This is a genomic window from uncultured Roseobacter sp. (assembly GCF_947495275.1).
Taxonomy (GTDB): Bacteria; Pseudomonadota; Alphaproteobacteria; order Rhodobacterales; family Rhodobacteraceae; genus Roseobacter.
This window is the reverse complement of record NZ_CANLYL010000012.1, coordinates 105,765-132,132: the sequence shown is the minus strand read 5'-3', so window position 1 is coordinate 132,132 and position 26,368 is coordinate 105,765. Positions and strand designations below refer to the sequence as shown.

The 26,368-nt window shown below is 57.3% G+C and carries 25 protein-coding genes and 1 tRNA gene; 19 read left to right on the top strand and 7 right to left on the bottom strand.

The annotated features are described in order from the left end of the window. Positions 1–344: 344 nt before the first annotated feature. Positions 345–707 carry a hypothetical protein gene (locus Q0802_RS19535; protein ID WP_298921426.1) on the bottom strand — a complete coding sequence of 121 codons (363 nt, stop codon included), beginning with the start codon at positions 705–707 and terminating at the stop codon, positions 345–347. 546 nt (positions 708–1,253) lie between these two features. Here Q0802_RS19535 and Q0802_RS19530 point away from each other — a divergent pair. The 6 genes from Q0802_RS19530 (at position 1,254) to urtE (ending at position 7,942) form a co-directional block, all read left to right on the top strand. After that, complete coding sequence (locus tag Q0802_RS19530) at positions 1,254–1,631, top strand: hypothetical protein (RefSeq protein WP_298921423.1); 378 nt, start codon at positions 1,254–1,256, stop codon at positions 1,629–1,631. Between the two features lie 298 nt (positions 1,632–1,929). Continuing rightward, complete coding sequence (gene urtA / locus Q0802_RS19525; protein WP_298921421.1) at positions 1,930–3,204, top strand: urea ABC transporter substrate-binding protein; 1,275 nt, start codon at positions 1,930–1,932, stop codon at positions 3,202–3,204. A gap of 146 nt (positions 3,205–3,350) precedes the next feature. After that, positions 3,351–5,246, top strand: coding sequence for an urea ABC transporter permease subunit UrtB (urtB, locus tag Q0802_RS19520; RefSeq protein ID WP_298921437.1), 1,896 nt, complete (start codon positions 3,351–3,353; stop codon positions 5,244–5,246). A gap of 2 nt (positions 5,247–5,248) precedes the next feature. Beyond that, positions 5,249–6,508, top strand: coding sequence for an urea ABC transporter permease subunit UrtC (urtC, locus tag Q0802_RS19515; protein WP_298921419.1), 1,260 nt, complete (start codon positions 5,249–5,251; stop codon positions 6,506–6,508). After that, complete coding sequence (urtD, locus tag Q0802_RS19510; RefSeq protein ID WP_298921416.1) at positions 6,505–7,245, top strand: urea ABC transporter ATP-binding protein UrtD; 741 nt, start codon at positions 6,505–6,507, stop codon at positions 7,243–7,245. Before urtC ends, urtD begins: the two co-directional genes overlap by 4 nt. Next, entirely contained in the window at positions 7,235–7,942 is a 708-nt protein-coding gene (gene urtE, locus Q0802_RS19505; protein WP_298921414.1) for an urea ABC transporter ATP-binding subunit UrtE, read from the top strand. The genes urtD and urtE overlap by 11 nt, the downstream gene beginning before the upstream one ends. Before the next feature lie 456 nt (positions 7,943–8,398). Here the strand turns inward: urtE and Q0802_RS19500 are convergent. Beyond that, positions 8,399–8,483: transfer RNA gene (locus Q0802_RS19500), tRNA-Leu, on the bottom strand. A 140-nt stretch (positions 8,484–8,623) separates the two neighbouring features. On the opposite strand from Q0802_RS19500, the gene Q0802_RS19495 reads away from it, so the two are divergent. Next, entirely contained in the window at positions 8,624–9,142 is a 519-nt protein-coding gene (locus tag Q0802_RS19495) for a Hint domain-containing protein (protein ID WP_298921412.1), read from the top strand. Here the strand turns inward: Q0802_RS19495 and Q0802_RS19490 are convergent. Continuing rightward, positions 9,139–10,731, bottom strand: coding sequence for an NAD(P)H-hydrate dehydratase (locus tag Q0802_RS19490; RefSeq protein WP_298921410.1), 1,593 nt, complete (start codon positions 10,729–10,731; stop codon positions 9,139–9,141). The two genes, Q0802_RS19495 and Q0802_RS19490, sit on opposite strands and share 4 nt — an antisense overlap. A gap of 167 nt (positions 10,732–10,898) precedes the next feature. On the opposite strand from Q0802_RS19490, the gene Q0802_RS19485 reads away from it, so the two are divergent. The 7 genes from Q0802_RS19485 (at position 10,899) to Q0802_RS19455 (ending at position 17,786) form a co-directional block, all read left to right on the top strand. After that, on the top strand, positions 10,899–11,237 hold the full coding sequence (locus Q0802_RS19485) for a P-II family nitrogen regulator (RefSeq protein WP_298921408.1): 339 nt from the start codon (positions 10,899–10,901) through the stop codon (positions 11,235–11,237). Positions 11,238–11,282: 45 nt separating this feature from the next. Beyond that, positions 11,283–12,686 carry a type I glutamate--ammonia ligase gene (gene glnA / locus Q0802_RS19480; RefSeq protein ID WP_298921406.1) on the top strand — a complete coding sequence of 468 codons (1,404 nt, stop codon included), beginning with the start codon at positions 11,283–11,285 and terminating at the stop codon, positions 12,684–12,686. 132 nt (positions 12,687–12,818) lie between these two features. After that, positions 12,819–13,172, top strand: coding sequence for a YigZ family protein (locus Q0802_RS19475; RefSeq protein WP_298921404.1), 354 nt, complete (start codon positions 12,819–12,821; stop codon positions 13,170–13,172). Between the two features lie 186 nt (positions 13,173–13,358). Continuing rightward, positions 13,359–13,802 (top strand): glyoxalase superfamily protein, encoded by a 444-nt coding sequence (locus Q0802_RS19470; RefSeq protein WP_298921402.1) that lies wholly within the window; start codon positions 13,359–13,361, stop codon positions 13,800–13,802. Positions 13,803–14,074: 272 nt separating this feature from the next. Continuing rightward, positions 14,075–15,415 carry a dimethylsulfonioproprionate lyase DddP gene (gene dddP, locus Q0802_RS19465; RefSeq protein ID WP_298921400.1) on the top strand — a complete coding sequence of 447 codons (1,341 nt, stop codon included), beginning with the start codon at positions 14,075–14,077 and terminating at the stop codon, positions 15,413–15,415. 298 nt (positions 15,416–15,713) lie between these two features. After that, a complete protein-coding gene (locus tag Q0802_RS19460) occupies positions 15,714–16,406 on the top strand; it encodes a VPLPA-CTERM sorting domain-containing protein (RefSeq protein ID WP_298921399.1) in 693 nt (230 codons plus the stop codon). Between the two features lie 165 nt (positions 16,407–16,571). Beyond that, entirely contained in the window at positions 16,572–17,786 is a 1,215-nt protein-coding gene (locus Q0802_RS19455) for a bifunctional alpha/beta hydrolase/OsmC family protein (protein WP_298921397.1), read from the top strand. A gap of 78 nt (positions 17,787–17,864) precedes the next feature. On the opposite strand, the gene Q0802_RS19450 is transcribed toward Q0802_RS19455, so the two are convergent. The 3 genes from Q0802_RS19450 to Q0802_RS19440 form a co-directional block, all read right to left on the bottom strand. After that, entirely contained in the window at positions 17,865–18,464 is a 600-nt protein-coding gene (locus tag Q0802_RS19450; RefSeq protein ID WP_298921394.1) for a biotin transporter BioY, read from the bottom strand. A gap of 75 nt (positions 18,465–18,539) precedes the next feature. Next, positions 18,540–18,962, bottom strand: coding sequence for a DUF6314 family protein (locus tag Q0802_RS19445; protein WP_298921392.1), 423 nt, complete (start codon positions 18,960–18,962; stop codon positions 18,540–18,542). Continuing rightward, positions 18,943–19,275 (bottom strand): hypothetical protein, encoded by a 333-nt coding sequence (locus tag Q0802_RS19440; protein ID WP_298921390.1) that lies wholly within the window; start codon positions 19,273–19,275, stop codon positions 18,943–18,945. The genes Q0802_RS19445 and Q0802_RS19440 overlap by 20 nt, the downstream gene beginning before the upstream one ends. Before the next feature lie 82 nt (positions 19,276–19,357). Between Q0802_RS19440 and purB the strand changes: the two genes are divergently transcribed. The 4 genes from purB (at position 19,358) to Q0802_RS19420 (ending at position 22,672) form a co-directional block, all read left to right on the top strand. Beyond that, on the top strand, positions 19,358–20,662 hold the full coding sequence (purB, locus tag Q0802_RS19435; protein ID WP_298921388.1) for an adenylosuccinate lyase: 1,305 nt from the start codon (positions 19,358–19,360) through the stop codon (positions 20,660–20,662). Between the two features lie 94 nt (positions 20,663–20,756). Then, positions 20,757–20,918: a carbohydrate-binding module family 14 protein gene (locus Q0802_RS19430; RefSeq protein ID WP_298921387.1), complete on the top strand. Its 162-nt coding sequence runs from the start codon at positions 20,757–20,759 to the stop codon at positions 20,916–20,918. A gap of 99 nt (positions 20,919–21,017) precedes the next feature. Next, a complete protein-coding gene (locus Q0802_RS19425) occupies positions 21,018–21,542 on the top strand; it encodes a hypothetical protein (RefSeq protein WP_298921385.1) in 525 nt (174 codons plus the stop codon). A 71-nt stretch (positions 21,543–21,613) separates the two neighbouring features. Then, complete coding sequence (locus tag Q0802_RS19420) at positions 21,614–22,672, top strand: FliG C-terminal domain-containing protein (protein ID WP_298921434.1); 1,059 nt, start codon at positions 21,614–21,616, stop codon at positions 22,670–22,672. A gap of 43 nt (positions 22,673–22,715) precedes the next feature. Here the strand turns inward: Q0802_RS19420 and Q0802_RS19415 are convergent, their stop codons facing one another. Further along, positions 22,716–23,411 carry a thioredoxin family protein gene (locus Q0802_RS19415; protein WP_298921383.1) on the bottom strand — a complete coding sequence of 232 codons (696 nt, stop codon included), beginning with the start codon at positions 23,409–23,411 and terminating at the stop codon, positions 22,716–22,718. A 226-nt stretch (positions 23,412–23,637) separates the two neighbouring features. On the opposite strand from Q0802_RS19415, the gene acnA reads away from it, so the two are divergent. Next, positions 23,638–26,325, top strand: coding sequence for an aconitate hydratase AcnA (gene acnA / locus Q0802_RS19410; protein WP_298921380.1), 2,688 nt, complete (start codon positions 23,638–23,640; stop codon positions 26,323–26,325). Positions 26,326–26,368 lie beyond the last annotated feature (43 nt).

The following is a 26,368-nucleotide window of genomic DNA, read 5'->3' as shown; positions in this document are numbered from 1 at the left end:
TTGGGTCTCTTAATGGCCATCTCTGGTCCTCCACTTTCCTAACTATAGGGGCGGACCACTTCAAAGGGGGAGGCTCAGGTGCGCCTAGGGGCTAGAAAGCTCAAACGCCATTCTCGAGACCCTGTCCGATTGGGAAGAGCAACTCAAAGGTTTTGGAATTGAGATAAACACGGAGCCAACGCCCGTACGACAGCTGACACTAGCCAATCTCGGGCAACGCCAAGAACGCCGGAACCAAGCACATGAGCGCCGCAGCCAAACATCGCCCAACCCCCGAAGATTTTAACACCTCTGCAGCGAACCCACGAACCCGAAGGAGTAAAGGGCCGGACACTCCTCTACATTCAATGCGATGACATCAGTCCATCCCACCGCGAGATAGGCACCTTTCGCTTTCGCAATAGCTGTTTCTGCAGAGCCCAGAAAGCTTCGTCATCGCCAAAACAGCTGTCCTCGCAAAAGATATCTGGAACAATTGCACCTTTGTAGTCTGCCAGATCAAACAAGGCGGTATTCGTGGCCATCCCTGCACCGCCAAAGAGCCATTGTTTCTGGCGATGCCCTTCGGGCGCGTAGTCCTTTTTAATTTTGAGGAGTTTCAACCATGCGCGTTGCCGTTTCTTGGTTGCCATCGTGCGAATTCGCAGCGTTTCTGGCTGTATCTTGTCGTCGCGGTAGGCGTTCAGGATGCGATTAGTGATAGGCACGTTCGACGGCTTGTGTCGTTAGGATGAAATGACTGTCGGCGCTGGCGGCGATATCGAAGCGGTCACTACCGGCCAAGCCACCTTAGGTGCTCAGCACCATAACTTCGACCTCGTACCTACGACGCGGAAGGGCAAGCTTGGTGGCACACCAAGTTCGAAACCGGTCAATACCTGTGCGTCCGGCTTGTCGTTTGCTCGACAAGGTCATGGTGCGGCTGGACCTTGGGGCGATGCTCGGCTCTCGTGGTGCCCATGGTGCTTCGATACTTAGTGTTGCTCCCATAACCCGACCCGGATGCCTCAACATGTGCACCTGGGGTGATCTACTGCAGAGGTTTCGGCAAAAGTCCAATCCGGCGGAGGTGGCTATTTTCCGGGCGGAAATAGGCGGTGACGCCCAGAACCAATGCTAAGATGAAATTCGCTCCATAGCGTTGCCCGATTGGCGTGTCGATCGTGTGACAGGAACCGTTTCGGTTAGGCCATCGTTAGCCATAGCGTGGCAGAAAGCTTGATTGCCTCGCTTCAAACCTCTTTGATCATTTCATGAGCGGTTTTAAAACTCTTTTGATTTTGTTTCTTGTCTTGCCGATGCCGGGTCGGACGGCAGAGAACCCGCTTGTGACGGCCTTTGCATCCTGTGCAGGCCGGTTTTCGGCAGAATTAGAACACGCTTGGTTGATGCGCGATGCGCATACCGATGAGATCGCGCGTCGCAGGACGCAGTTCATCGACCTACTGGATGCGACGGCGCCTGACGACTGGCGGCGAATTGCGCTCCACTTGCGCATCGACGCGAAGATGGCCCACGCGCAATTGCTGAGTGCCGCCACCTTTTCAGCCGAAGTGGACCGATCTCAAAGGGCGGTGCGCCGTGCCAAGTCCGAGATCGACTATTGCACAGGATTCTTGCTTGAGGGCTGAAACGCTCAAAGATTTGGCGCACCCTTCGCTGAAAAAACCAGCGCAGCCGTAAAAGTCTGCACAATTTTTAGCGGATTGAGCCCAGCAGGCGCTTCGATACACCGCCGAAACTCGCAGTCGCAGCAACTTCCATGGAACGACTTCTTCCGGGAGCTTTGTATCCCGATGAACGTGCGATGGTGCTGGCCTTGCAATTCCAATCACCACCGCACTCCGCAATTAGATTGCGTGGGGGGCATATGGGGGATCGTACCCTGGAAAGCAACGCTTCCTGCGCAGTGGCTAAAGGAATACTGCGATGAAAAAGATACTTCTTGGGTCTGCTGCCTTACTGGCCGCTTCGATGCTGCCGGCCGTGGCGCAAGACTGCCCGATCAAGATTGGCGTGCTGCACTCTCTGTCGGGAACGATGGCGATTTCGGAGACGACGCTGAAGGATACGATGGAAATGTTGGTCGAACAGCAGAATGCCGCTGGTGGCGTATTGGGCTGCGAGTTGGAGGCCGTTGTGGTCGACCCGGCCTCGGACTGGCCGCTGTTTGCGGAAAAGGCGCGCGAGCTTTTGACAGTGCACGAGGTCGATGTGATCTTTGGGAATTGGACTTCGGTAAGCCGTAAGTCCGTTCTGCCGGTGATCGAGGAGTTAAACGGCCTTCTGTTCTACCCGGTTCAGTACGAAGGCGAGGAATCGTCGAAGAACGTCTTTTATACCGGTGCCGCACCTAACCAGCAGGCGATCCCGGCGACGGATTACTTCCTCGAAGAATTGGGGGTTGAGAAATTCGCCCTTCTGGGCACTGACTATGTCTATCCGCGCACGACGAACAACATCCTGGAAAGCTACCTTCAGCAAAAGGGCATCGCGGCGGACGACATCTTTGTAAATTACACGCCGTTCGGTCATTCCGACTGGTCCAAGATCGTCTCAGACGTCGTGGCGCTTGGTGCTGACGGCAAGAAAGTCGGCGTGATTTCAACGATCAACGGTGATGCGAACATCGGGTTCTACAAGGAACTTGCTGCGGCTGGCATAAGTGCTGACGACATCCCCGTCGTGGCTTTCTCGGTCGGTGAGGAAGAACTCGCCGGTCTCGATACGTCGAACCTTGTGGGCCACCTGGCGGCCTGGAACTACTTTCAGTCTGCGGAAAGCGATGCCAACGACGCCTGGGTAGATGCCTGGAAAGCGCGCATGGGAGAAGAACGCGTGACGAACGACCCCATGGAGGCGCATTACATCGGCTTCAATATGTGGGTGAATGCGGCGACAACTGCGGGAACCACCGAAGTGGAAGCCGTGCGCACGGCAATGTACGGACAGGAGTTCCCCAACCTGACCGGGGGCACCGCTGTCATGTTGCCGAACCACCACCTGGCGAAACCGGTTCTGATCGGTGAGATCCAGGACGACGGTCAGTTCGACATCATCAGCCAGACCGAGGAAGTGCCGGGTGATGCCTGGACTGACTTCCTGCCAGAATCCGCGGTTCTGAAATCGGATTGGGCCAAGCTGGGTTGCGGTATGTACAACACCGAAACCTCGTCCTGCGTACAGATCAAGTCGAACTACTGAGCACGGTGGGTTGATATCCCGGCCTATGGGGGCGGCGCGGGTCGCCCCTCAGAACACCTTACGGGGCTGAATTCGCTATGTCGAAACTACGTTGGTACTTCGTCTGTATCACGACGGTGCTGCTGTCCGTCTTCACGTTGCCTGTGATGGCGCAGAACGCTGATGCGCCGATCCAGCAACTCTTGCAGAACCATCGCGAGATCATCGCCAAGTCCTCGCGGAAAACCATTGCACCGGCGATCGACGCGCTCGCCGCCAGTGGGCTGGCGCAGGCGCAAACAGTGCTGACGCGTTGGCAAGCAAAAGAGATGTGGCGCAACAAAGAAACCGGGCTGTTCGTCTATGGTGAAAAGGCGGGCAAAGAACTGGCTGCTTTCGATTTCGCGGATGGCGCCGATCTTGGCACCTTCTTGGCGCGTGATTTCAAGCAATTGAAACCCAACAGCGGCATCCGCGGCATGATCGGCGCGGCCTTGGTACAGTTCCAATTGTCCGGGTCGTTCACCGACAAGATGCAAGCGCTGGATGCCATCGAGCGCGATGCCGAGGCGTCGCATCTGGCCGCGCTAACCAAGGTTCTGGCCGACGAGACCGACGCAGCCGTGCGGCAGCGGATGGAGCGCTTGCAAGGATTGCTGACGATCCGTTTCGGAGAGACCGAAGAGGACCGGATCGTCGCGATCCAGAGCTTTGAAGGCGATCTCGGCGTCGATGTGCGGGCCGCGCTGAACCCGCTTTTGGTGGTGACGGTCGAAGCCGCTACAGCACCACCCGAGGGCGAAGACATCGCCCGTATTCTGACCGTCGGCAGTGAAGACCTGCCGCGTGAGGCGGCTTATGACCATCTTGTCGCTGCCGGCCTGGCCACCCCCCGGATCAGTCGGGACGACAAGCGCAATGCGCTTTTGGCCAATATCTCGGATGGTTCAGTGGCTGGCGTAGAAGTGGCAACGCTTGACAGCGAGGCCGCGCGCGACCTGGCCTATGCTGCATTGGCCGATCAGGGTTTGGTTGACCGTGTGGCCACCGACTCTGAGGTGGATGCGACCTTGGCTGGTTTCACCTTTTACGAGCGCTACACCGGATCACCTGCTGTCGCAGTGGCGGCCGCCGCCGTACTGTCGGGGATCGAGAACAAGGTGGCCATCAATCAGGCGTTCGATCTGGGGCTGGACGCCCTATCGCTTGCTTCGATTTACTTTTTGGCGGCCATTGGCCTTGCCATCACCTTCGGCGTGATGCGCGTAATCAACATGGCCCATGGCGAGTTCATCATGATGGGCGCCTACACCGGCTACGTGGTCCAGCAGATCATCACAGATTACACCCTCTCGATCATCGTCGCCCTGCCTTTGGCCTTTGTGGTAACATTCGGGGCCGGTGTAGCGATGGAGCGCTTGGTGATCCGGCATCTGTACCATCGTCCGCTCGAGACGCTCTTGGCAACTTTCGGGATTTCCATTGCGCTGCAGCAAATCGCAAAGAATATCTTTGGTACACAAGCGCGACCGCTGACCTCGCCCGGATGGCTGGACGGATCACTGGTGTTCAATGACATCGTGTCGATCAGTTACATCCGGATCGCGATTTTCGTAATGGCGTTGATGTTTCTGGCGCTGTTCCTCTTCGTGATGAACCGCACGCGACTTGGGCTGGAAGTACGGGCGGTAACCCAAAACCCGCGCATGGCGGCCTCGATGGGGATCAACCCGGACAAGATCAACATGCTGACCTTCGGCTTTGGCTCTGGCATTGCCGGGATCGCAGGAGTGGCCATCGGGCTTTATGCCAAGGTGACGTCAGAGATGGGTGCGGATTACATCGTGCAAAGCTTCATGACCGTGGTCGTGGGCGGTGTAGGCAGTATCTGGGGCACGCTCCTGGGCGCGACCGTGGTTGGTTCGCTGCAGAAAGCGATCGAGTGGCTGAACCCGTCGAATACGCTCGCCGCACAGACCTATATGATCTTGTTTATCATCCTTTTCATTCAATTCAGGCCGCGCGGGATCATCGCGCTCAAGGGCCGGGCCGCGGAGGCGTGAGCATGGCGGAACTGACAGCAGGCCCTGCACGGCGCAGGCCCCTCGTGGTGCGCTATCCTTCGGTGCTGATCTTCCTGACCTGCCTTGGGCTGTTTACACTGGGCGCCACGATCCTGTCCGAAGGCTTTGGCATCGGCGTGATTTCAACCAGTTTCGTCAAGACATTGGGCAAGACATTGTGCCTTTGTCTGGTGGCTTTGGGGATGGATTTGGTTTGGGGTTATTGCGGCATCCTGTCCCTGGGGCACATGGCGTTTTTCGGCCTTGGTGGTTACGCGATCGGCATGTGGCTGATGTACGAGCGGACACGGTTGATCGTGGTCGACAGCCTTGCCGCCGGAGGGCTTCCTGCGACGCCGGAAGAAATTTCCAGCGGCATCGCCGCTCAGATCTTTGGCGTTGTCGGGGCTTCAGAGTTTCCGCCCGTTTGGGCTGTCGCGCATTCTCTTCCACTGCAACTGGCGGCGGTGGTTCTGGCGCCGGGTCTTCTGGCGCTGGTTTTCGGTTGGCTGGCTTTCCGCAGCCGGGTGACGGGGGTTTACCTGTCGATCCTGACCCAGGCGATGACATTGGCGCTGTCGTTGTATCTGTTTCAGAACGACAGTGGGTTGCGGGGTAACAACGGCCTGTCGGGGTTGCAAAATCTGCCGGGATTGGAAAACACCAGTCAGGCGATTGTCTCGATCTGGTTCCTTTGGGGATCGGCCCTGGCTCTGGGCCTGGGTTATGTACTGGCGGCGTGGATGGTGTCGGGCAAGTTCGGCTCGGTCCTGCGCGGCATCCGGGATGACGAGGCGCGGGTACGGTTCCTTGGCTATCCGGTCGAAGCGTTCAAGCTATTTGTTTTCACCGTTTCGGCTGTGTTGGCGGGCATTGCCGGGGCGATCTATTATCCGCAGGCAGGGATCATCAACCCGGCCGAGCTGGCACCGATTGCCTCTATCTATCTGGCAGTCTGGGTCGCGATTGGCGGGCGTGGGCGGCTTTACGGAGCCGTCATCGGTGCGGCTTTTGTTTCGCTCTTATCGAGCTGGTTCACCGGAGGACAGGCACCCGATTTAAACATCCTTGAATACCGCATCCAGTGGGTGGATTGGTGGACAGTGCTTTTGGGTTTGTCCTTCGTGGCAGTCACCCTGTTCGCTCCCAAAGGCATTGGAGGGTTGTTCGATCTATTGGCCGCGCGGCGCAATCCGAACCGGCATGGTCAGGACTTGGGCCCCGATCACGGCTCCCTCCGGGAAAAGGAAGCCGACGCATGAGCCAACTTCTGGAAGTCTCGGGGGTCTCAGTCAGCTTTGACGGGTTCAAGGCGCTGAACAATCTCTCATTCAGCATCGGCAAAGCCGAGTTGCGGGCAGTCATCGGGCCAAACGGCGCGGGCAAGACTACCTTTATGGACGTGGTAACTGGCAAGACCCGGCCCGACGAGGGCAGCGTTCTTTGGGGCGAGCCCCCGGTATCTCTGTTGGGCAAGTCCGAGAGCAAGATCGCCACGGCGGGGGTCGGGCGCAAGTTTCAACGGCCCACAGTATTCGAGGATCAAAGCGTTCAGGACAACTTGATTATGGCACTGAAGAAGGCGCGATCGCCCCTTTCCGTTCTGCTGTTCAAACCTGAAGCATCGGATTTTGCCCGGGTCGACGAACTGGCAGACGTTATTGGCCTGGGCCCTGTTCTTTCGATGAAATCCGGAGAGCTGTCGCATGGGCAGAAGCAGTGGCTGGAGATCGGAATGCTATTGGCGCAAGAACCAAAACTGTTGCTGGTGGACGAACCTGCGGCAGGGATGACCCTGGCCGAGCGCAAGAAAACCACTCAGATTTTGCGCGACGCAGCGAAGTCGCGTGCTGTGGTGGTTGTAGAACATGACATGGATTTCGTGAGACGGTTAGACTGCAGGGTAACGGTGCTGCACGAGGGGTCGGTTCTGGCCGAAGGCTACATTGATCATGTGACCCAGAACCAGCAAGTGATCGAGGTGTACCTTGGCCGATAGTTTCCTCAGAATCCGGGAGCTGACGTTGCACTATGGTGGCAGTCAGATCCTGAACGGTGTAGATTTCGAGGCCGCTCTTGGCGAAGTCACCTGTGTGATGGGCACCAACGGGGTCGGCAAGACTTCCCTTTTGAAGGCATTGGCAGGCACACATCCACGCTCGGGCGGTGATTACGTCCTGGATGGGCAGAGCATCGGCAGGTTAAAGGCTTTTGATCTGGCGCGAAAGGGTGTCGCCTATGTCCCACAAGGGCGCGAGATTTTTCCCTTTCTGACGGTGCAAGAGAATTTAGAGACTGGATTTGCCTGCCTGCCGAGTATGGAACGGAAGGTGAAGGACGAAATCTTTGAACTGTTCCCCATTTTGAAGAAATTCCTCAACCGGCGTGGTGGCGATTTATCGGGAGGTCAGCAGCAGCAACTCGCAATTGCCCGCGCTCTGGTGTCGAACCCAAAGGTGCTGTTGCTGGATGAGCCAACAGAAGGCATCCAGCCCAATGTCATTCAGCAGATCGGCGAGACCATTCGCATTCTGAAAGAACGCGGTAATATCGCCATCGTTCTCGTCGAACAGTACCTGTCTTTTGCCCACAGCCTGGGGGATGCCTTTGTGGTCATGGAACGCGGAGCGGTCAAACTGCGCGGGCAAAAGGCAACGCTGTCGCTCGATGACCTGGCGGAGAGCACTGCGTTGTGAGCCATCATGCCTTCCAATGTCTTGCGGTCACTTCTTTGGGCGGAAAAAACACCTTCCCAACGCCTGTCGGCTAAACATGCGGCAAGGTCCGAGCCTTTGACCAGCATCAAAATATGAAATTGTTGTCCGTTTAGCCTCCACCACGAACGACGCCGTCCTCCTTGCCTACGAAGAGAAACTGACTTTTATGCTGGACGAACAGGCTCGTTCGCGTGATCAGCTCGAAAATCAGACGGTTCCGGTTGGCTGTTTCGAAGAAAAACTGGAACCGACCCGGACGTTTCTCGCAAGCCCTTGGATAATATGAGAGAATGGCCACATCGCAATGCGCCAGCTGGTGCTTAATCCGGTGTTTGCGGACCGCGCCACCTACTTCCGAAATCAGAGACCTAGAACACCCGAAATCACCAAATCATTCAAGGTTTCAGGGGTAATTTCGATCCAGAGAAACTGTTTTGGTGCGGGTGAAGGGACTTGAACCCCCACGCCTTGCGGCGCCAGAACCTAAATCTGGTGCGTCTACCAATTCCGCCACACCCGCACGGCCCGGCGTACGACACCGGAACGCGCGCTTCCTAGCAAACCCTGTCGCGACTGGCGAGAGTAAAAAGTCAAAGACTTTACGGAAGATTTGACCTAGGGTGACGTTGACCTAGAGGCAGGTTTGAAAGGATAACGCCCATGGAGCCGAAAATGGCCGGGCGCGTGGACGGAAGCTACCGTCCTGCAGGGCAGCGCTTGCAAGCAATATCCCCGTTCGCGGGATTGATTACCGGCACCAAAATCCGCACGCCGGATACCGAAATGGCCGTCCAAGACCTGAAGGCGGGTGATGACGTGATGACCCGCAACGGCGGCGCAGTCTCAGTCTCGCAGTTGGAAACAGTCGATCTTGTTACACAAGCGATCCAGATATCCGCGGGCTCACTCGGGGCGCTGCAGCCTGATCACGATGTGCTCTTGCCTGCAGATCAGATGGTCCTGATCCGGGATTGGCGCGCAAATTCTCTTTTGGGGCAACCTCAAGCGATGATTGCAGCCCTCGCCTTGGTAGATGATGAGTTTATTCAGGACCATGGCGAACAGCTGCTGACACTGCATCGCATATATTGCGGGGCGCCGAGAGTGCTTTATGCAAACGGATTGGAAGTGGCATCTGCCGATGATGCCGTTTCGAACCGGGGGCAACACGCGGCCTAGATCGTCAGGCTCCGGAATACTTTCGGCAGTTCGTCGGAAATATCCTCGGCAATCATTCCCGAACCGAACGAACGCGCGCATTCCACGTGCAACCACGCCGCCACCTCAGCTGCCCGCATAGGGTCGAACCCGCGTGCCAGAAGCCCGGTAATGAACCCCGCCAACACATCGCCTGACCCGGCGGTCGCAAGCCAAGGCGCGGCGCGCTCGTATCGGGCCCAGTTGATGGCACATCGCCCGTCCGGAGCGGCGATCACGGTATCCGGCCCCTTGTAGAGCACCACACACCCTGCCCGTTTCGCCGCCTCTCGCGTCGCGTCCACCTTCGAAAAGGCCGGACCGTTGATCGCGCACGCGTTCAACTTCTCGGCAATATCCGGGAACATCCGTGCAAACTCGCCCCCATGCGGGGTCAGCACGCATGTGTCGTGGAGCTTGCCGAAAAGCGCATCGCCCTCATCGAAAAACAGAATGGACAAGGCATCAGCATCCAGCACCGTAGGCCGTTTGGCTCGCAAAGCCGCGAGGATGAGCGCCCGTTCGCGAGTGCCCGTCCCGAACCCGGGCCCAAGACACAGCGCGTTGATACGCTCGTCTTCCAGCGCCTGTGAAAGTGCTGCATCATCGTCGGTCCGCTTGAGCATCAGCGCGGTGATCTGGCTCGCAACCTCCATCTGCGCGGCACCCGGCACCCCCAGCGTCACCAGGCCCGCTCCGATCCGTAACGCCGCCCGCGCTGCCAGCCGCGCGGCACCGGTTTTTCCTGGTCCGCCAGACAGGACCAGGGCGTGGCCGTGGGTGTATTTGTGGTCTGCTGACACCTTCTTCAGCCATTGAGGCTCCTGATGCGCCGAGAGGACAATACCCGGCGGGTTTTGTTCCTGCGGTGGCAAACCGATATCTTTTACCACCAAGCGACCCGAATAATACTCTCCATCCTGTAGAACATGACCCAACTTATGACGGTGAAACGTCACGGTCAGCATGGCCCGCCCGCAGCGAAGCCCGTGTTCAGGCACCCCACCCAGAACGCGACCACTATCTGCACAAATTCCGCTCGGAACGTCGATTGCGACAGTTCTGGGCGGCACATGCGCATCCGACCTTCCCACATCAGATTTTGCCCGCGCATCAGTGGCGCCATCGAACAGCCTCAGAACTTCGCAAAGTTCGGAATCTTCGATTGGTCTTGATAATCCTGTGCCGAACAGCGCATCCACCAGCAAATCTTGTCGCAGGTCCAGATTGGCCGAGGCAGAATTCACAGCGCCGATCTCCCGCCACCGCTTGTAATTCGCCTTCGCATCCGGCGGCAGGGTCTCAGGATCACCGTAGAGGAACACCTCCACATCCCAGCCCCAGAGGTGCAACAATCGCGCCACCACGAATCCATCGCCGCCATTGTTGCCCGGACCACACAACACGAGCGCGCGGTGAGAGCATTTCGCAAGCTCCGGCCATTCTTCGAAAATCGCGTCGACCACGCCCCGCCCGGCATGTTCCATGAGTTCCAATCCCGACACCTTGCCCGACTCGATGGCGGCGTTTTCGAGGGCTCGCATCTGGTTTGCGGTCAATAATTCAGTCATTGCTATCCTTCGCGATTCAATTCTGCTTATTTTTTGTGCGACATGCTCTGGAAATGGGCGGCGTGCGGTCAAAACCCTCCTGGGCCGCTTTCAGATAACGACAATGCATGGACCACTCTGGAGCGAAATGATCTGACACCATTCGGAACATAGGTAGGGAGGCCCCCATGAAGAAGATCGAGGCGGTTATTAAACCTTTCAAACTGGACGAGGTCAAAGAGGCCTTGCAGGACGTGGGCGTTCAGGGCCTTTCGGTCATCGAGGTCAAGGGTTTCGGTCGCCAGAAAGGCCATACCGAGCTTTATCGCGGCGCCGAATATGTCGTTGATTTCCTGCCAAAAGTGAAAATCGAAATTGTTCTGGATGACGATATGGTCGACGCCGCCGTCGAAGCCATCGTTTCTGCTGCCAAGACCGAAAAAATTGGCGATGGCAAGATATTTGTCTCGCCCGTTGAGCAGGCCATCCGCATCCGGACGGGCGAAACCGGTTCAGAAGCTCTCTGATCCGCGCCGACACACCATCATTCCATTGCAAAGGGATATAAGAGAATGAGCACTGAACTCCTGAACATGATCAAGGACGAAGACGTCGATTACGTTGACGTCCGCTTCACCGACCCACGCGGTAAATTACAGCATGTGACGCTGATGGCCGATCAGGTCGATGAGGATTTCCTTGAAGAGGGCTTCATGTTTGATGGCTCCTCCATCGAGGGTTGGAAATCCATCGAAGCCTCTGACATGAAGCTGATGGTTGATGTAAACAGTGCCTATATCGACCCCTTCTACGCAGAAAAAACCCTTTGTGTGCATTGCTCCGTTGTGGAGCCGGACACCGGGGAAGCCTATGAGCGTGATCCGCGCGGGACGGCCCAGAAGGCTGAGGAATATCTGAAGTCCACCGGCATTGGTGACGTCGCCTACATGGGGCCGGAGGCGGAATTCTTCCTCTTTGACAACGTCAAGTATTCCAACACCATCAACAAGGTCTCCTATGAGGTGGATGCTTCGGACGGCTCGTGGAACACCGACACGGATTATGAAATGGGCAACATGGGGCATCGTCCCGGCGTTAAGGGCGGCTATTTCCCGGTGAACCCGATTGACGAAAGCCAGGATCTGCGCTCCGAGATGCTGTCGACCATGAAACGTCTGGGCATGAAGGTGGACAAGCACCACCACGAGGTAGCCTCCTGCCAGCACGAGCTCGGCCTGATCTTCGACAGCCTGACCAAGCAGGCCGACGAACTGCAAAAATATAAATATGTGATCCACAACGTGGCCCACGCCTATGGCAAATCGGCTACTTTCATGCCCAAGCCCATCGCGGGCGACAACGGCACCGGCATGCATGTGAACATGTCGATCTGGAAAGACGGCAAACCGGTTTTCGCGGGCGACAAATATGCCGATCTCAGCCAGGAAGCGCTTTATTTCATCGGCGGCATCCTCAAGCACGCCAAGACGCTGAACGCTTTCACCAACCCCGGCACCAACAGCTACAAGCGCCTGATCCCGGGCTTTGAAGCCCCTGTTCTGCGCGCCTATTCGGCCCGTAACCGTTCAGGCTGTGTACGCATCCCATGGACCGAAAGCCCCAAGGCCAAACGCGTCGAGGCGCGCTTCCCCGATCCATCCGCCAACCCCTACCTGGCCTTTGCGGCCCTGTTGATGGCTGGTTTGGACGGCATCCAGAACAAGATTGATCCGGGTGAGGCGATGGACAAGAACCTCTATGACCTGCCGGCGGAAGAACTGGAAGGTATCCCGACTGTCTGTGGCTCCCTGCGTGAAGCGATGGAAGCTTTGACGGCGGATCATGACTTCCTGCTCAAAGGTGATGTGTTCACCAAGGACCAGATCGATGGCTACATCGAGCTGAAAATGGAAGAGATCGAGCGCTACGAACATACGCCGCACCCGGTTGAGTTCGCAATGTACTACAGCTGCTAGGACCTCGCGGAGATACCCTCCGGCTCAAACGTTGTTTTCAGAAAGGTGCCCTCCTGCGGGGCGCCTTTTTTTGGCGTCGATGATCCCGATGCGCCGCTTGCGGGATGCGGCGGGCTAAGCTACCCAATCTCCATGCGCGTTCTTGAAAATATCATCAGCGACCGAGGCTCAAAATACGCGGTATCAGGCGCGCCCTGCGCTGATGAGGCGGAAGCAAAAGCGCTGATCAAAGCGCTTTTGCGCAGAAAGAAGTTTGCCAAAGCCACGCATAATACCTGGGCATTGCTGACCGAGAACGGACCACTCAAAAACGATGACGGCGAATCCGGAGCCGGATTGGTCATCCTGCGCATGCTCGAACGAGAAGCGCTGCACAAGCATCTGATCATCGTAACCCGCTGGTTCGGTGGCAAACATCTGGGGGGCGATCGGTTTCGTCATGTTCAGGAAGCCGTGCGCATTTATCTGGCGGATATGGATCGCTGAAATATTGCGCTTGTCCTTGCTTTGGCTCGCACAGAAGCCTATGACGCGCGGCATAGGGTCCCGTGGCCCCTGCCGTTCGCACCTTGGTGAAGTCACGCATCGATATTCTGTTCTGATCCTTCCCTGGTCGTCTCAGGCATGGCAATGCGAACCCCGTCCTTCTCTCGCGACCGACAGGAGACGAAAATGGATGTATCTCTTCCCTCTCGTGACGCGCTCAAGGCGCAGGCGAAACGATTGCGCGCTGGACTTGCCACCAACGGCCATCAAATAACCCATTCACAAGCGCTCGAGGCGGTGGCCCACCAATGGGGTGCGCGCGACTGGAATACGCTCTGTGCGATGGCAAAAAACACACCGCAACCAACCTATCGCCCGGGGCAGGCGGTCTCAGGCCGATACCTAGGACACCCTTTTACCGGATTGGTGAAAGCGGCAAATGCGCGGGGGCGTGACTACTGGGGATTAACCCTGCGATTTGACGCGCCGGTAGATGTGGTGAAATCGGCGCACTTCTCCGCGTTGCGCCAGCAGATCACCTGTGTGGTCGATGCATCGGGCTGTAGCGCGCAGAAAACCTCGGACGGCACACCCCATGTGGTTTTGCACGATCATTGGTCAGCGGCGTAAGCCGCGCAGCGACAAAAAGGGCGGTGTAGTTGGCAATATGCCGCCCCGGCTCTGTTCTGATCCATTCGGGGCGATCTACTCAAAGACTGTTTCCGGTTCCCAACGACAAATCACCCATGTTTCTTGACGTTTGCATTGCAGAATTTCGGGCGTTTGCCAGCGCGAACCGGGCTTGTCCGCAGAAAAACGACCCCTCGCCGTGTCGCATTCGGGCAAACCTGGCCCAGTGATTCCGCGCAATCTTGACCCAAGCTTGATCCGACGAGGCCGACATGAACCAGCATTACCGCGACAGTCGCAAGATTGACCCGAACAGGGGGCCAACTTTGGGCGATGGCAGTCCAAACGATATGGACCGCGTGGAAATCGGACCGACAAGACTGGCGTTTGATGAATGGGCGGCCGCAGGTTTGGAATTGCCTGATCTCAATGCTATGCGGGCTTACCGGCATGGACGTCTGACCCAACATATCGTCGCACGCGGCTATGCCGGTCTTTTGATGTTTGATCCGCTGAACATTCGCTACGCGACTGACAGCACCAACATGCAGCTGTGGAACACCCATAACCCGTTTCGCGCGGTATTGCTCTGCGCGGATGGATATATGGTGATGTGGGATTACAAAAATTCGCCTTTTCTCAGCGAATTTAATCCCTTGGTGCGCGAACAGAGGTCGGGTGCGGATCTCTTCTACTTTGATCGCGGTGATAAGGTTGATCTGGCGGCGAACAGTTTTGCCAATGAAGTCCGGCAATTGCTGGATGCGCATGCGCCTTCGGAGAAACGCCTCGCGGTTGACAAGGTTATGCTGCACGGGTTGCGCGCTTTGGAAGCTCAGGGTTTCGAGGTCATGGACGGCGAGGAAGTGACCGAGAAATCCCGCTCGGTCAAAGGCCCTGATGAGATCAAGGCAATGCGCTGCTCATCACATGCCTGCGAAGTGGCCGTGCGCTGCATGGAAGACTTTGCCCGTTCCCGCGTGGGTGACGGGACGACCTGCGAAGACGATATCTGGGCGATCCTGCACGCCGAAAACGTGCGCCGGGGCGGCGAATGGATCGAAACGCGGCTTTTGTCATCCGGGCCCCGCACCAATCCATGGTTTCAGGAATGCGGCCCACGCATATGTCAGCAAAACGAGATCATCAGCTTCGATACTGATCTGGTTGGCAGCTATGGTATTTGCACAGATATCTCGCGCAGCTGGTGGATTGGCGACAAGAAGCCCCGCCCGGACATGATCTATGCAATGCAGCACGGGGTGGAGCACATCATGACCAATATGGAGATGCTCAAGCCGGGTGTGATGATCCCCGAGCTTTCCGCCGGAACACATCTGCTGGATGAGCAGTTTCAGAAACAGAAATACGGCTGCCTGATGCATGGGGTGGGATTATGTGACGAATGGCCACTTGTCGCCTACCCCGATCACGCTGTCGAAGGCGCCTACGACTACGCGCTGGAACCCGGCATGACACTTTGTGTCGAAGCTCTGGTCTCTGCAGAGGGCGGTGATTTCTCCATCAAACTCGAAGATCAGGTATTGATCACAGAGACCGGGTTCGAAAACCTCACGACCTATCCTTTTGATCCCGCCCTGATGGGGCAATAGCCTGCGGGCCTGGGCGAATCCCTGCAAGCGAATTCGACCACCAACGCCCTGTTTTTGCGGTCGTTGGTTTGGACAAATTGAACCAGTTCCCTTGCCAAACGCGCATTGTTCTCAGGCCCGATACGATTAACGATAATTTTATGCAAATAGAGGAAAAATCTTAAAAATTCCCCTTTTGCTCGCTCTGCGGTCCCTGTAGAGATCGACCAGAATTCCGGTCTCGCTACCAGGGTGGTTGTGAGGTCGGCTGTGTTTCGGGGTCCAAAGACCTCGGCTGTAACGAGTAGGAGGCTCTATTTTGAAACTAGCAGCAATCGCGGCTGCCGCCGCACTTTCCATCGCAACATTTGCATCCGGCGCCCAAGCGGCCACGCTTTCCGGCATTTTTGAAGTGAAAGTTGTCAACTTCAATGCGGGCGGCTCCGGCTCCGGTGCGCGGGCAAATATCGAGAATTTCAATGCACGCTATGCGGCTGCAGATGAAACACGCAAAGACACCTTCACCTATTCCGGCTCACTCGATTTCTTCGTACCGAACCCGACTAATCAGGATCTCGAAACGATTTCCGATTTTCTGGCGACCAATGCGCTCGGTAACGTTTCTGGTCTGGACGCGGGCGTGGGCGGCCTGCGGTTGAGCAACCCACGTTTCCAAACCACCACGCTCTTTTCCTTCACGGAGGTGTATGAGAACGCCTTTGAGACGGTGGTGACACATGACGATGGTTTCAGCATCTATGATGACGGCGCAGCCCTCTTCAGCTTCGCCAATCCCACCGGAATCCGGACCACACCCAAAACCGGAACCGAGACGTTCACCGGTGGCGAGTTCAACCTGATCTACGCGGCGGCCAACGGTAACCCCTCCCGGTTGCTCGTTGAAGGCGACGGCGTCCCGGCCGTTCCTCTGCCAGCGTCCGCGCTATTGCTGATGGGTGCCATGGGCGGCTTTGGCGCACTTGCTCGTCGCAAGGCTCGCAAGAACGCCTAAAGTCGGAAAAGACGTTATTACTGGGACGCGCCTCGATTTCGGGGCGCGTTTTTTCTTGTAACGCCGGGAAATACGCGCGCGTCGTCACCTCCGCGTGAGAACCGTAACACAGACCTTGCCTCTCCTTTCAATGATCCCCACTCTGGGAGGTGAAGGAGCGCTGCCATGCCCACTGAACGTATCAAATTTCCGGGCCATGACGGCTCCGACCTTTCGGCCCGACTGGATTTGCCCGAGGGTCCACATCTCGCAACCGCGATTTTTGCCCATTGCTTCACCTGCGGGAAGGATATCCCTGCAGCGCGCCGTATCTCCGCGCGACTGTCCTCGCTTGGCATCGCTGTTTTGCGGTTCGATTTCACGGGACTAGGCCACTCGGGAGGTGAGTTTTCCAATACCTCCTTTACCTCCAACGTCGATGATCTGATTTCCGCGAACAGCTACCTGAAGGCCCGGAGGATGACGCCTTCGCTGATCATCGGGCATTCTCTGGGCGGCGCGGCTGTCCTGAAGGCGGCAGCACAACTGGATAATGTCAAAGCTGTAGCCACTCTTGGCGCCCCTTTTGATCCTGAACACGTGACCCATAATTTCGCTGACGCCCTACCGGAGATCATCTCCAAAGGCGTGGCCGAAGTATCGCTTGGAGGGCGCCCTTTCCGGATCGGTAAAGGCTTCATAGAGGATGTGGCCCAGGGTCAACTCACCCCATCGATCGGCGCTCTTGATGCCGCGCTGCTGGTATTGCATGCGCCACGGGACGAAATTGTGTCCATTGATAACGCAAGCCAGATTTTCCTGGCTGCGAAGCACCCCAAGAGCTTTGTAACGCTGGACAGCGCTGATCACCTGATCAGCCGACCTGAGGATGCCGAATATGCAGCAGAGGTAATCGCCACATGGGCACAGCGTTATATCGCGCTGAAGCAACCTGCACCGCCGCCCGGTGCGCCTGAGGGCGTTTTGCGGGTCTCGGAGGCTGATCCCGCTGGCTATCTGAATGACATCACCTCATCTGACGGACATCATTTGCTGGCGGATGAACCTTTGGCTTATGGGGGCACGAACAAGGGCTTGTCCCCCTATGGTCTTCTGTCTGCGGGCTTGGGGGCATGCACCTCGATGACAATCCGGATGTATGCGCGGCGCAAGGGCTGGCCGTTGGACCATGTCTCTGTCGATGTCAGCCACAACAAGGTGCACGCCCAAGATGCCGAGACCTCTGTGGGCGAGAAAATTGACACCTGGCGGCGCAGGATTTCCCTTTCTGGGAAACTCGGCGAAGAACAGCGCGCGAGATTGCTTGAAATTGCAGATAAATGCCCAGTGCACCGCACTTTGGAACGCAGCTCAACAGTCATCACCGAACTGGTCGAATAGGTCTAAACATAATATGGTCATAAAAAAAGCCAGTGCGCAGGCACTGGCTTTTCTTTTGCAAGCGTTTGAGACTGTTGCCTACCGGCGCGCGGTCCCGATCAATTTCCACAGCGCAGGCAAAAGCGCCGCGGCAAGCGCCAGTTTCAGGAAATCGCCCAGCAGGAAGGGCGTCAGACCCCACTCAAGGATCGGTTTGTCCCAACCGTAAAGGGTGCCGAGCCACAAAAGCCCTGGAACATAGATCAACACATTGCCGAGCAGCATAGCAACGGCCATCCCGCCCGCAGAACGGTCCCAGCCGCGTTGCGCCAGAGCGCCCAGCAAAACGGTCGCCATGACGTAGCCCACAAGATAACCGCCAGTGCCACCCATCATGTATTCCAGACCAAACTTCTCAGCCGTGGAGCCCGCGAAAACGTCAAAACCCAAGGCACCGATAATCATGTACCCGAGGATCGTCACCAACCCGAGACGGGCACCATATGCAGCACCGATGGTGAGAACGGCAAAGGTCCCCATGGTGATGGGCACCGGCCACATAGGCACTTTGATCTTGGCGGCCACCGCCAGCAACATGATGCCCAGAACCACCAAGGCGGCCTGTTTGACGCGCCGTGCAGCACCTTCGGATGGCCCGAAAACCTCTGCCAGAACGGAATGAGAAGCGGACAATTGCATGGAATGATGTCTCCCGTTGAGAATTTCTTGCTCCCTGAATGCCGCAGCCGCAGCATTAGCGCAAGGCCTCTTGCGCTAACAGCGCTTGTATTGGCTGCGCATTGTGTAGGATTTCTTCGGCCCGGACACCTTCCAGGTGGCGGTGAAATCCGGCCAGCGGGAAAAATCATAGGTGACATGATAAGTATCCGGGTCACACCAATGCGTAGCATCACCGCCGCGTTCGGGCGCCTTGTGAAAAAATCTGCCGTCATCGAAATAAACGTTCAGGCCGGGCCGCCAGAGATACTGACGTTCTGCCTGAAAGGCAGGCCCCTGTGCCATCTGCAATTTGCCGATCTCGCGGTAAATCAATCCGCCCGGATCGTGCGTCCACTGCGCTGTGCCGGTGAATTCTGCCGTTGTACCATCGGCGTGAGTGATGTGCCGGGTGATGCCCCATGCGCCTTCGAAATCTTCCAAAACGCGGGGCGCGGGCTCAGTCGGCATATTCCGCATCGGTGATGTCCCCGCCCTGCCCGATAAACCGCAGCCTGTCGCCGGATTGTGCCATATCATAGCAGGCCCAGAGATCAGAGGGCGGCCACTGGCTGCAATATTGATCCTGCTGCACGCGCCAGTATCCCCAACTGTCCGCGCCCGCATTGTAGAGCGTGCGCCCGGACGCGCGAAAATCCTGCCATGCGGTCGCATATTGCAGTTTCCGGTCGGTCAAAACGGTTTTGATCTGGTCGCCTGACAGCGCCGTCCACTCCTCGGCACCGGCCAGAACCGGGCAAAATATCAGCATCGCCGCCATCAAACTCTTCATTTCGTCTGCTCCCGCCTTGTGGCCCCTGCCGGGTCAGTCTATGAGCGCGGCAATCCCAAGCAAATACCAAAAAGGTGAGCCGATGATCCCCCGTTACTCCCGCCCTGACATGGTCGCGATCTGGTCCCCTGAAACGAAATTCCGCATCTGGTACGAGATCGAGGCCCATGCCTGCGACGCCATGGCCGATCTGGGTGTGATCCCGCGCGAAAACGCCGAAGCCGTATGGAAAGCCCGGGATGTCGAATTCGACGTGGCCCGCATCGACGAGATCGAGGCCGTCACCAAACATGATGTCATCGCCTTTCTGACCCATCTGGCCGAACATGTGGGCAGTGACGAGGCGCGTTTTGTGCATCAGGGCATGACCTCGTCAGACGTGCTGGACACCTGCTTTAACGTTCAGCTGACCCGCGCCGCCGACATTCTGATCGCCGATATGAAAGCCCTGCTGGCCGCCCTGAAACGCCGCGCTCTGGAGCATAAGGACACGGTGCGCATCGGGCGCAGCCACGGCATTCACGCAGAACCCACCACCATGGGTCTGACCTTTGCGCGGTTCTATGCGGAAATGGACCGCAACCTTACCCGTCTGGAGCGCGCGCGCGACGAGATTGCCACGGGTGCCATTTCCGGGGCCGTCGGCACCTTTGCCAACATCGACCCGCGCGTGGAAGAACACGTCTGCGCCAAACTTGGGCTGGCGCCGGAGCCGATCAGCACCCAGGTGATCCCGCGCGACCGTCACGCTGCGTTCTTTGCAGCGCTCGGCGTTGTCGGCAGCTCCATTGAAAACATCGCGACCGAGATTCGCCACATGCAGCGCACCGAAGTGCTGGAGGCGGAGGAGTTTTTCTCCGCCGGGCAAAAAGGCTCTTCGGCCATGCCGCACAAACGCAACCCGGTGCTGACTGAGAATCTCACAGGGCTTGCGCGTCTGGTGCGCATGGCGGTCGTACCTGCGATGGAGAACGTGGCGCTTTGGCACGAGCGCGACATCTCGCACTCCTCCGTTGAGCGCAACATCGGGCCTGATACAACGATCACGCTGGATTTCGCGCTGGCACGCCTGACCTCCGTAGTCGACAAACTGGTCATCTATCCCGACAACATGCTGGCCAATATGAACAAATTCCGTGGGCTGATGATGAGCCAACGGGTCCTGCTGGCCCTGACACAGGCCGGTGTCAGCCGCGAAGATGCCTATAAGCTGGTGCAGCGCAATGCGATGAAAGTCTGGGAAGAAGGCAAGGATTTCAAAACAGAACTTTTGGGCGATGCGGATGTTCTGGCGGCGCTGAGTGTGGCGGAGATCGAAGAGAAATTCGACATCGGCTATCACACCAAACATGTGGATACGATCTTTGGACGGGTGTTCAAGGATTGAGCGCCAACAGATCAACAGTGCTGCGTGAGAGGCATTTTTGTTGACCCGATGCAGATCACTGCTACCTTGAGCCTACCAATCAAGGAGACCCGCAATGACGATCAAGACTTTGGCCGCTGCGGTGGTCCTGACGCTTGCCCCGGTTCTGGCCTTCGCTGAAGGCTGCAACTACGGACAGAAAGTGACCATGTCCTGCGCTGAAGGCATGGTTTACGATTCCGAAACAGGCACCTGCGTGACCAATACCACCAGCTGATCTGCGTGCGTTTTATTCGATCACGTCAGAGTGATTGAATAAAACCGCCTGCTGACGCGTTATACAGTTACAGACGTTGTTTGAGTTAGGAGTTTTGGAATGACGCGTTTTTTTCTTATTGCCGCTTTCTCGCTGCCCACGGCCGTGTTGGCGAACGGGGGCGATAACGATGCCCCACCCCCAAAGCCTGCCGTCACTTGTGAAGGCGCACAGGTTTACGACAAGAAATCGAAAAAATGTGTCAATCCGCAAGAAAGCAGTTTGCAACGCGATCAACTGTATCTTGCTGTACGCCAACTCGCCTATGCGGGTCGCTATCATGATGCGCAGGCAATTCTCGACGAGATGCCTGAAAATGACCCCGGACGCCTGACGTATATGGGCTTTACACATCGCAAGCTGGGCAATGTTGATCTGGGTATGGTTTTCTATCAAAAAGCGATTGATCAAGACCCTGGTAATATCCTGGCGCGATCCTACATGGGCCAAGGCTTGGTCGAGGCCGGTGATGCCGCAGGAGCGATGGTGCAACTGCGGGCCATTCGCGCCCATGGTGGGGCCGGTACATGGTCAGAAACCTCGCTGCGCAATGCATTGGAAACCGGCACAACCTATAGCTACTGATTTCAGCCAATCTTTACCTTTTTCTGTCAGAACAAAAGGAGTTCAAAGACAGGCGGGTCAAGATGACAGATATGGTTCCTATGGCTCCGTTCCCGGCTTTGCCGGGTGCGGGAAATCCAACACCTGTTTCGCTAAGCCGCAAGGCAAAGGCGGCAGTTGTTGTTCGGCTTCTCCTGAACGAAGGGGCGGATATTCCGCTTGAGGACCTGCCCGATGAGTTGCAAGCGCAATTGACCAAGCAGATGGGGTCGATGCGACTGGTGGATCGCGATACCCTGTCCAGCGTAGTCTCCGAGTTTGCAAATGAACTTGAAAGCATTGGTCTGTCCTTTCCCGGTGGCATCGCGGGGGCTCTCGATTCTCTGGACGGCCGGATTTCGAAACAGACTGCCGCGCGGCTGCGCAAGGAGGCGGGCGTACGTCAATATGGCGACCCCTGGGCGCGGCTCAAGGATCTGAGCGCGGAAAGACTTTTGCCCGTACTGGAAAACGAAAGCACCGAAGTCGCCGCCGTTTTGCTGTCCAAGATTAGCGTTGCCCGCGCCGCAGAACTTCTGGGCAAACTGCCCGGACCAAAAGCGCGACAAATAACATACGCAGTATCTCAAACCAGCGCCGTGACACCCGATGCCGTGGACAGAATTGGTCTTTCATTAGCGACCCAGCTCGACGCCGAACCGCTCAAAGCGTTTGACAGTGGCCCGGTGGAACGGGTTGGCGCCATATTGAATTCGACACAATCTATCACCAGAGACGATGTTCTGGAAGGCCTCGACGAGACCGACGCGGGATTTGCGGATCTTGTGCGTAAGGCCATCTTCACCTTCGCCAACATCCCCAAACGGATCGCGCCACGCGATATTCCAAGAGTTGTGCGCGAGCTGGATCAGGATATGTTGCTTACCGCACTGGCGGGCGCCGAAGCGGCGGGCATGTCGGAATCAGCCAATTTCATCCTTGAAAACATGTCCGGCCGAATGGCTGACCAGCTTCGTGAAGAGGTCGAGGAACGAGAAAAGGTCAAGGCGTCGGAAATGGAAGAGGCGACCGCAAGTATTGTCAGCACAATTCGCGAAATGGAAACTGCTGGGGAACTTCTACTGGTCGTCGATGACGGCGACGAAGACTAGGCCTGCGCTGGAATGTCGGGTTAGGTGCAAGGACCAACGGCCCTTATTCAACACGTGCTGCCGCTAGAATTGGCCCCATGTCAGCGGCCTGAATAAGGACTACGGCCGGAGCTTCGCCCGGTGCCATGGCGGACATGGAGAGAGGCGCTCGCCCGTCCCATTCTCGAACCACGTTCCAATCCTGCGTCACATTCGCATAAGTAATTGTGCGGCCGGCATTCTCGCCCCGCGTAATGCGGGATTCCCGCTCAGGTCGGTAGCGCAACAACTGAACCACCATCGGCCCGGTGCCCGAACGTAACACCTCCGCATCAATCTGCACGCGGTCGCCCGCGCGGGTCGCATTCACCTTGACCGCCTGGGGATATTCCTTGTGGATTGCGATTGCCTTGGACACCTCCATCGGCTTTGCCCCCACGATGTCGGTGACGCCATTGACAATCATTTCCGGTGTGTAGATCGACCGCCGTCCCGCGACCGTCGCATAGGCCCGTTGACGTTCTGCGTTGCGAGGATCGGCAAATTCATCTTTCCAGCCGATGTAGTCCCAATAATCTACATGAAGGGCCAGAGCGATAACATCGTCCCGCTCAGCCAGTGCGTGCAGCATCTCATCTGCTGGCGGGCAGGACGAACACCCCTGCGATGTGAACAACTCGACAACCACCGGCGAGTTTTGCGCAAATACCGGCGCTGCCATAACGCAAAGCGCTGCAATACCTTTGAACAAACGGATCATGTGATTCCTCATTTGGCCATTGGGCCTTTGCATCACCGTAATTTCTCTGCGCTGTAATGGCCAATCAAGGTTTCTTGAGAGATTGAGAGCCCATTTGCCTTGAAACGGTACACAATGGTATACATTTCTGCAAAACAGCACTGATTCCAGTTGAACTGCCCTCTCCCATAGGGCATTGAACGCGCAACCCACAAGATGATCCAGCTCAAGCCAGAGGAAGCCTCTTATGCCCATTACCGTTGGTCACGACACCTCCAAGACACGCAAGACACTACAGGTCGGTACGCAAAGCGTTGACTATTACTCCATTCCCGCCGCAACCAAGGCCGGTCTGGGCGATTTCGCCAAACTGCCCGCCGCCCTCAAAGTGGTGCTGGAGAACATGCTGCGGTTCGAAGATGGCAAGACGGTTACCACCGACGACATCAAAGCTTTCGCCGAATGGGCGCAAAAAGGCGGCAAAAACCCGCGCGAGATTGCGTACCGCCCTGCCCGCGTGCTGTTGCAGGATTTCACCGGCGTGCCAGCCGTTGTTGACCTCGCCGCGATGCGCGACGCGATCATCAGCCTTGGCGGTGACGCGGAAAAGATCAACCCGCTGAACCCGGTCGATCTGGTGATCGACCACTCGGTCATGATCGACGAATTTGGCAACCCGCGCGCTTTCCAAATGAATGTCGACCGCGAGTATGAGCGCAACATGGAACGCTACACCTTTCTCAAGTGGGGGCAAAAAGCATTCAACAATTTCCGCGTCGTGCCCCCCGGCACCGGTATCTGCCACCAGGTGAACCTGGAATATCTGGCGCAAACCGTCTGGACCGACACGGATCAGACCGGCGCCGAAGTGGCCTACCCGGACACTCTGGTTGGCACTGACAGCCACACAACCATGGTCAACGGGGCTGCGGTTCTGGGCTGGGGTGTTGGCGGTATCGAGGCCGAAGCGGCCATGCTGGGTCAGCCGATTTCGATGCTGATCCCCGAGGTCATTGGCTTTGAGCTGACCGGTTCCATGATGGAAGGCACGACAGGCACGGACCTTGTGCTGAAAGTGGTAGAGATGCTGCGCGCCAAGGGCGTCGTGGGCAAATTCGTCGAATTCTACGGAGAAGGTCTGGACCGTCTACCGCTGGCGGACCGCGCGACCATCGGCAACATGGCCCCGGAATACGGGGCGACTTGCGGCTTCTTCCCGATTGACAACGAAACCCTGCGCTATCTGCGCACGACAGGCCGCGACGAAGACCGCATCGCGCTGGTCGAAGCCTATGCCAAGGAAAATGGTTTCTGGCGCGGCGACGACTACGCCCCTGTTTATACAGACACATTGCACCTTGATATGGGCACCATTGTGCCTGCGATCTCCGGCCCGAAACGCCCGCAGGACTATGTGGCACTGGATCAGGGGCAGACCGCCTTCCGCCGCGAAATGGAAGAAACCTTCAAACGCCCGATGGGCAAGGAAGTGGCCGTCGCAGGTGAAGACTACACCATGGAAAGCGGCAAGGTCGTGATCGCTTCAATCACCTCCTGCACCAACACCTCGAACCCCTACGTGATGATTGGTGCGGGCCTCGTGGCACGCAAAGCGCGCGCTTTGGGACTGAACCGCAAGCCCTGGGTCAAGACATCGCTGGCGCCGGGGTCTCAGGTCGTCTCTGCCTATCTTGAGGCCGCCAACCTGCAGGAAGACCTCGACAGCATCGGATTCAACCTCGTGGGCTACGGCTGCACCACCTGTATCGGCAACTCTGGCCCGATCCAGAAAGAGCTGTCGGACGCCATAGCCGAAGGTGATCTGGTGGCCACATCGGTGTTGTCGGGCAACCGTAATTTCGAAGGCCGGATCAGCCCGGATGTGCGCGCTAACTATCTCGCCTCACCACCGCTGGTAGTGGCCTATGCGCTGGCCGGAACACTGGACATCAACCTTGCCGAAGACGCCATTGGCACCGACAAGGATGGCAATGACGTCTTCCTGAAAGACATCTGGCCCACGAGCCAGGAAGTGGCCGAACTGGTCGAACAGACGGTCACGCGCGAAGCCTTCCAGACCAAATACGCCGACGTCTTCAAGGGCGACGACAAATGGCAGGGCGTCAGCACCACGGACAGCAAGGTCTATGACTGGCCGGTGTCCTCGACCTACGTGCAGAACCCGCCCTATTTCCAAGGCATGGGCAAAGAACCCGGCACGATCAGCAACATCGAGAACGCCTCGGTGCTGGCCATTCTCGGCGATATGATCACGACCGATCACATTTCCCCAGCCGGATCGTTCAAGGACACGACACCTGCGGGCAAATACCTGATTGAGCGTCAGGTGCCGCAGCGCGAGTTCAACTCCTACGGCTCCCGGCGCGGCAACCACGAGGTGATGATGCGCGGCACTTTTGCCAACATCCGCATCAAGAACGAGATGCTGGAAGGCGTCGAAGGCGGCTATACCAAAGGCCCCGATGGCGACCAGACGTCGATCTATGACGCTGCAATGGCCTATCAGGAAGCGGGCACGCCCCTGGTGATCTTTGGCGGCGAGCAATATGGCGCGGGGTCCTCGCGTGACTGGGCTGCCAAAGGCACCGCCCTTCTGGGCGTCAAGGCGGTGATCGCGGAAAGCTTCGAGCGAATCCACCGTTCCAACCTCGTCGGTATGGGCGTGGTCCCCTTTGAATTCACCGGCGGTGACACCCGTAAATCGCTGGGCCTGACAGGCGAAGAAACCGTCTCGATCTCCGGCCTCGATACGATCCAACCTCTGCAAGAAGTGCCCTGCACCATCACCATGGGCGACGGCAGCACCAAAGAGATCACCCTGAAATGCCGGATCGATACCGCGATCGAGATCGAATACATCGAACACGGCGGCGTTTTGCATTACGTGCTGCGTAATCTGGCGCAGGCGGCCTAGGCTTCAAAGACTCGAAAAGGCTTTGACATCAGTCCAAAGCCTT

Coding starts and splice junctions, on each gene's coding strand:
- Q0802_RS19530 (WP_298921423.1), top strand. CDS start 1,254: ATGAGCGGTTTTAAAACTCTTTTGATTTTGTTTCTTGTCTTGCCGATG.
- urtA (WP_298921421.1), top strand. CDS start 1,930: ATGAAAAAGATACTTCTTGGGTCTGCTGCCTTACTGGCCGCTTCGATG.
- urtB (WP_298921437.1), top strand. CDS start 3,351: ATGGCGCAGAACGCTGATGCGCCGATCCAGCAACTCTTGCAGAACCAT.
- urtC (WP_298921419.1), top strand. CDS start 5,249: ATGGCGGAACTGACAGCAGGCCCTGCACGGCGCAGGCCCCTCGTGGTG.
- urtD (WP_298921416.1), top strand. CDS start 6,505: ATGAGCCAACTTCTGGAAGTCTCGGGGGTCTCAGTCAGCTTTGACGGG.
- Q0802_RS19495 (WP_298921412.1), top strand. CDS start 8,624: ATGGAGCCGAAAATGGCCGGGCGCGTGGACGGAAGCTACCGTCCTGCA.
- Q0802_RS19490 (WP_298921410.1), bottom strand. CDS start 10,731: ATGACTGAATTATTGACCGCAAACCAGATGCGAGCCCTCGAAAACGCC.
- Q0802_RS19485 (WP_298921408.1), top strand. CDS start 10,899: ATGAAGAAGATCGAGGCGGTTATTAAACCTTTCAAACTGGACGAGGTC.
- glnA (WP_298921406.1), top strand. CDS start 11,283: ATGAGCACTGAACTCCTGAACATGATCAAGGACGAAGACGTCGATTAC.
- Q0802_RS19475 (WP_298921404.1), top strand. CDS start 12,819: ATGCGCGTTCTTGAAAATATCATCAGCGACCGAGGCTCAAAATACGCG.
- Q0802_RS19470 (WP_298921402.1), top strand. CDS start 13,359: ATGGATGTATCTCTTCCCTCTCGTGACGCGCTCAAGGCGCAGGCGAAA.
- dddP (WP_298921400.1), top strand. CDS start 14,075: ATGAACCAGCATTACCGCGACAGTCGCAAGATTGACCCGAACAGGGGG.
- Q0802_RS19455 (WP_298921397.1), top strand. CDS start 16,572: ATGCCCACTGAACGTATCAAATTTCCGGGCCATGACGGCTCCGACCTT.
- Q0802_RS19450 (WP_298921394.1), bottom strand. CDS start 18,464: ATGCAATTGTCCGCTTCTCATTCCGTTCTGGCAGAGGTTTTCGGGCCA.
- Q0802_RS19445 (WP_298921392.1), bottom strand. CDS start 18,962: ATGCGGAATATGCCGACTGAGCCCGCGCCCCGCGTTTTGGAAGATTTC.
- Q0802_RS19440 (WP_298921390.1), bottom strand. CDS start 19,275: ATGAAGAGTTTGATGGCGGCGATGCTGATATTTTGCCCGGTTCTGGCC.
- purB (WP_298921388.1), top strand. CDS start 19,358: ATGATCCCCCGTTACTCCCGCCCTGACATGGTCGCGATCTGGTCCCCT.
- Q0802_RS19430 (WP_298921387.1), top strand. CDS start 20,757: ATGACGATCAAGACTTTGGCCGCTGCGGTGGTCCTGACGCTTGCCCCG.
- Q0802_RS19425 (WP_298921385.1), top strand. CDS start 21,018: ATGACGCGTTTTTTTCTTATTGCCGCTTTCTCGCTGCCCACGGCCGTG.
- Q0802_RS19420 (WP_298921434.1), top strand. CDS start 21,614: ATGGTTCCTATGGCTCCGTTCCCGGCTTTGCCGGGTGCGGGAAATCCA.
- Q0802_RS19415 (WP_298921383.1), bottom strand. CDS start 23,411: ATGATCCGTTTGTTCAAAGGTATTGCAGCGCTTTGCGTTATGGCAGCG.
- acnA (WP_298921380.1), top strand. CDS start 23,638: ATGCCCATTACCGTTGGTCACGACACCTCCAAGACACGCAAGACACTA.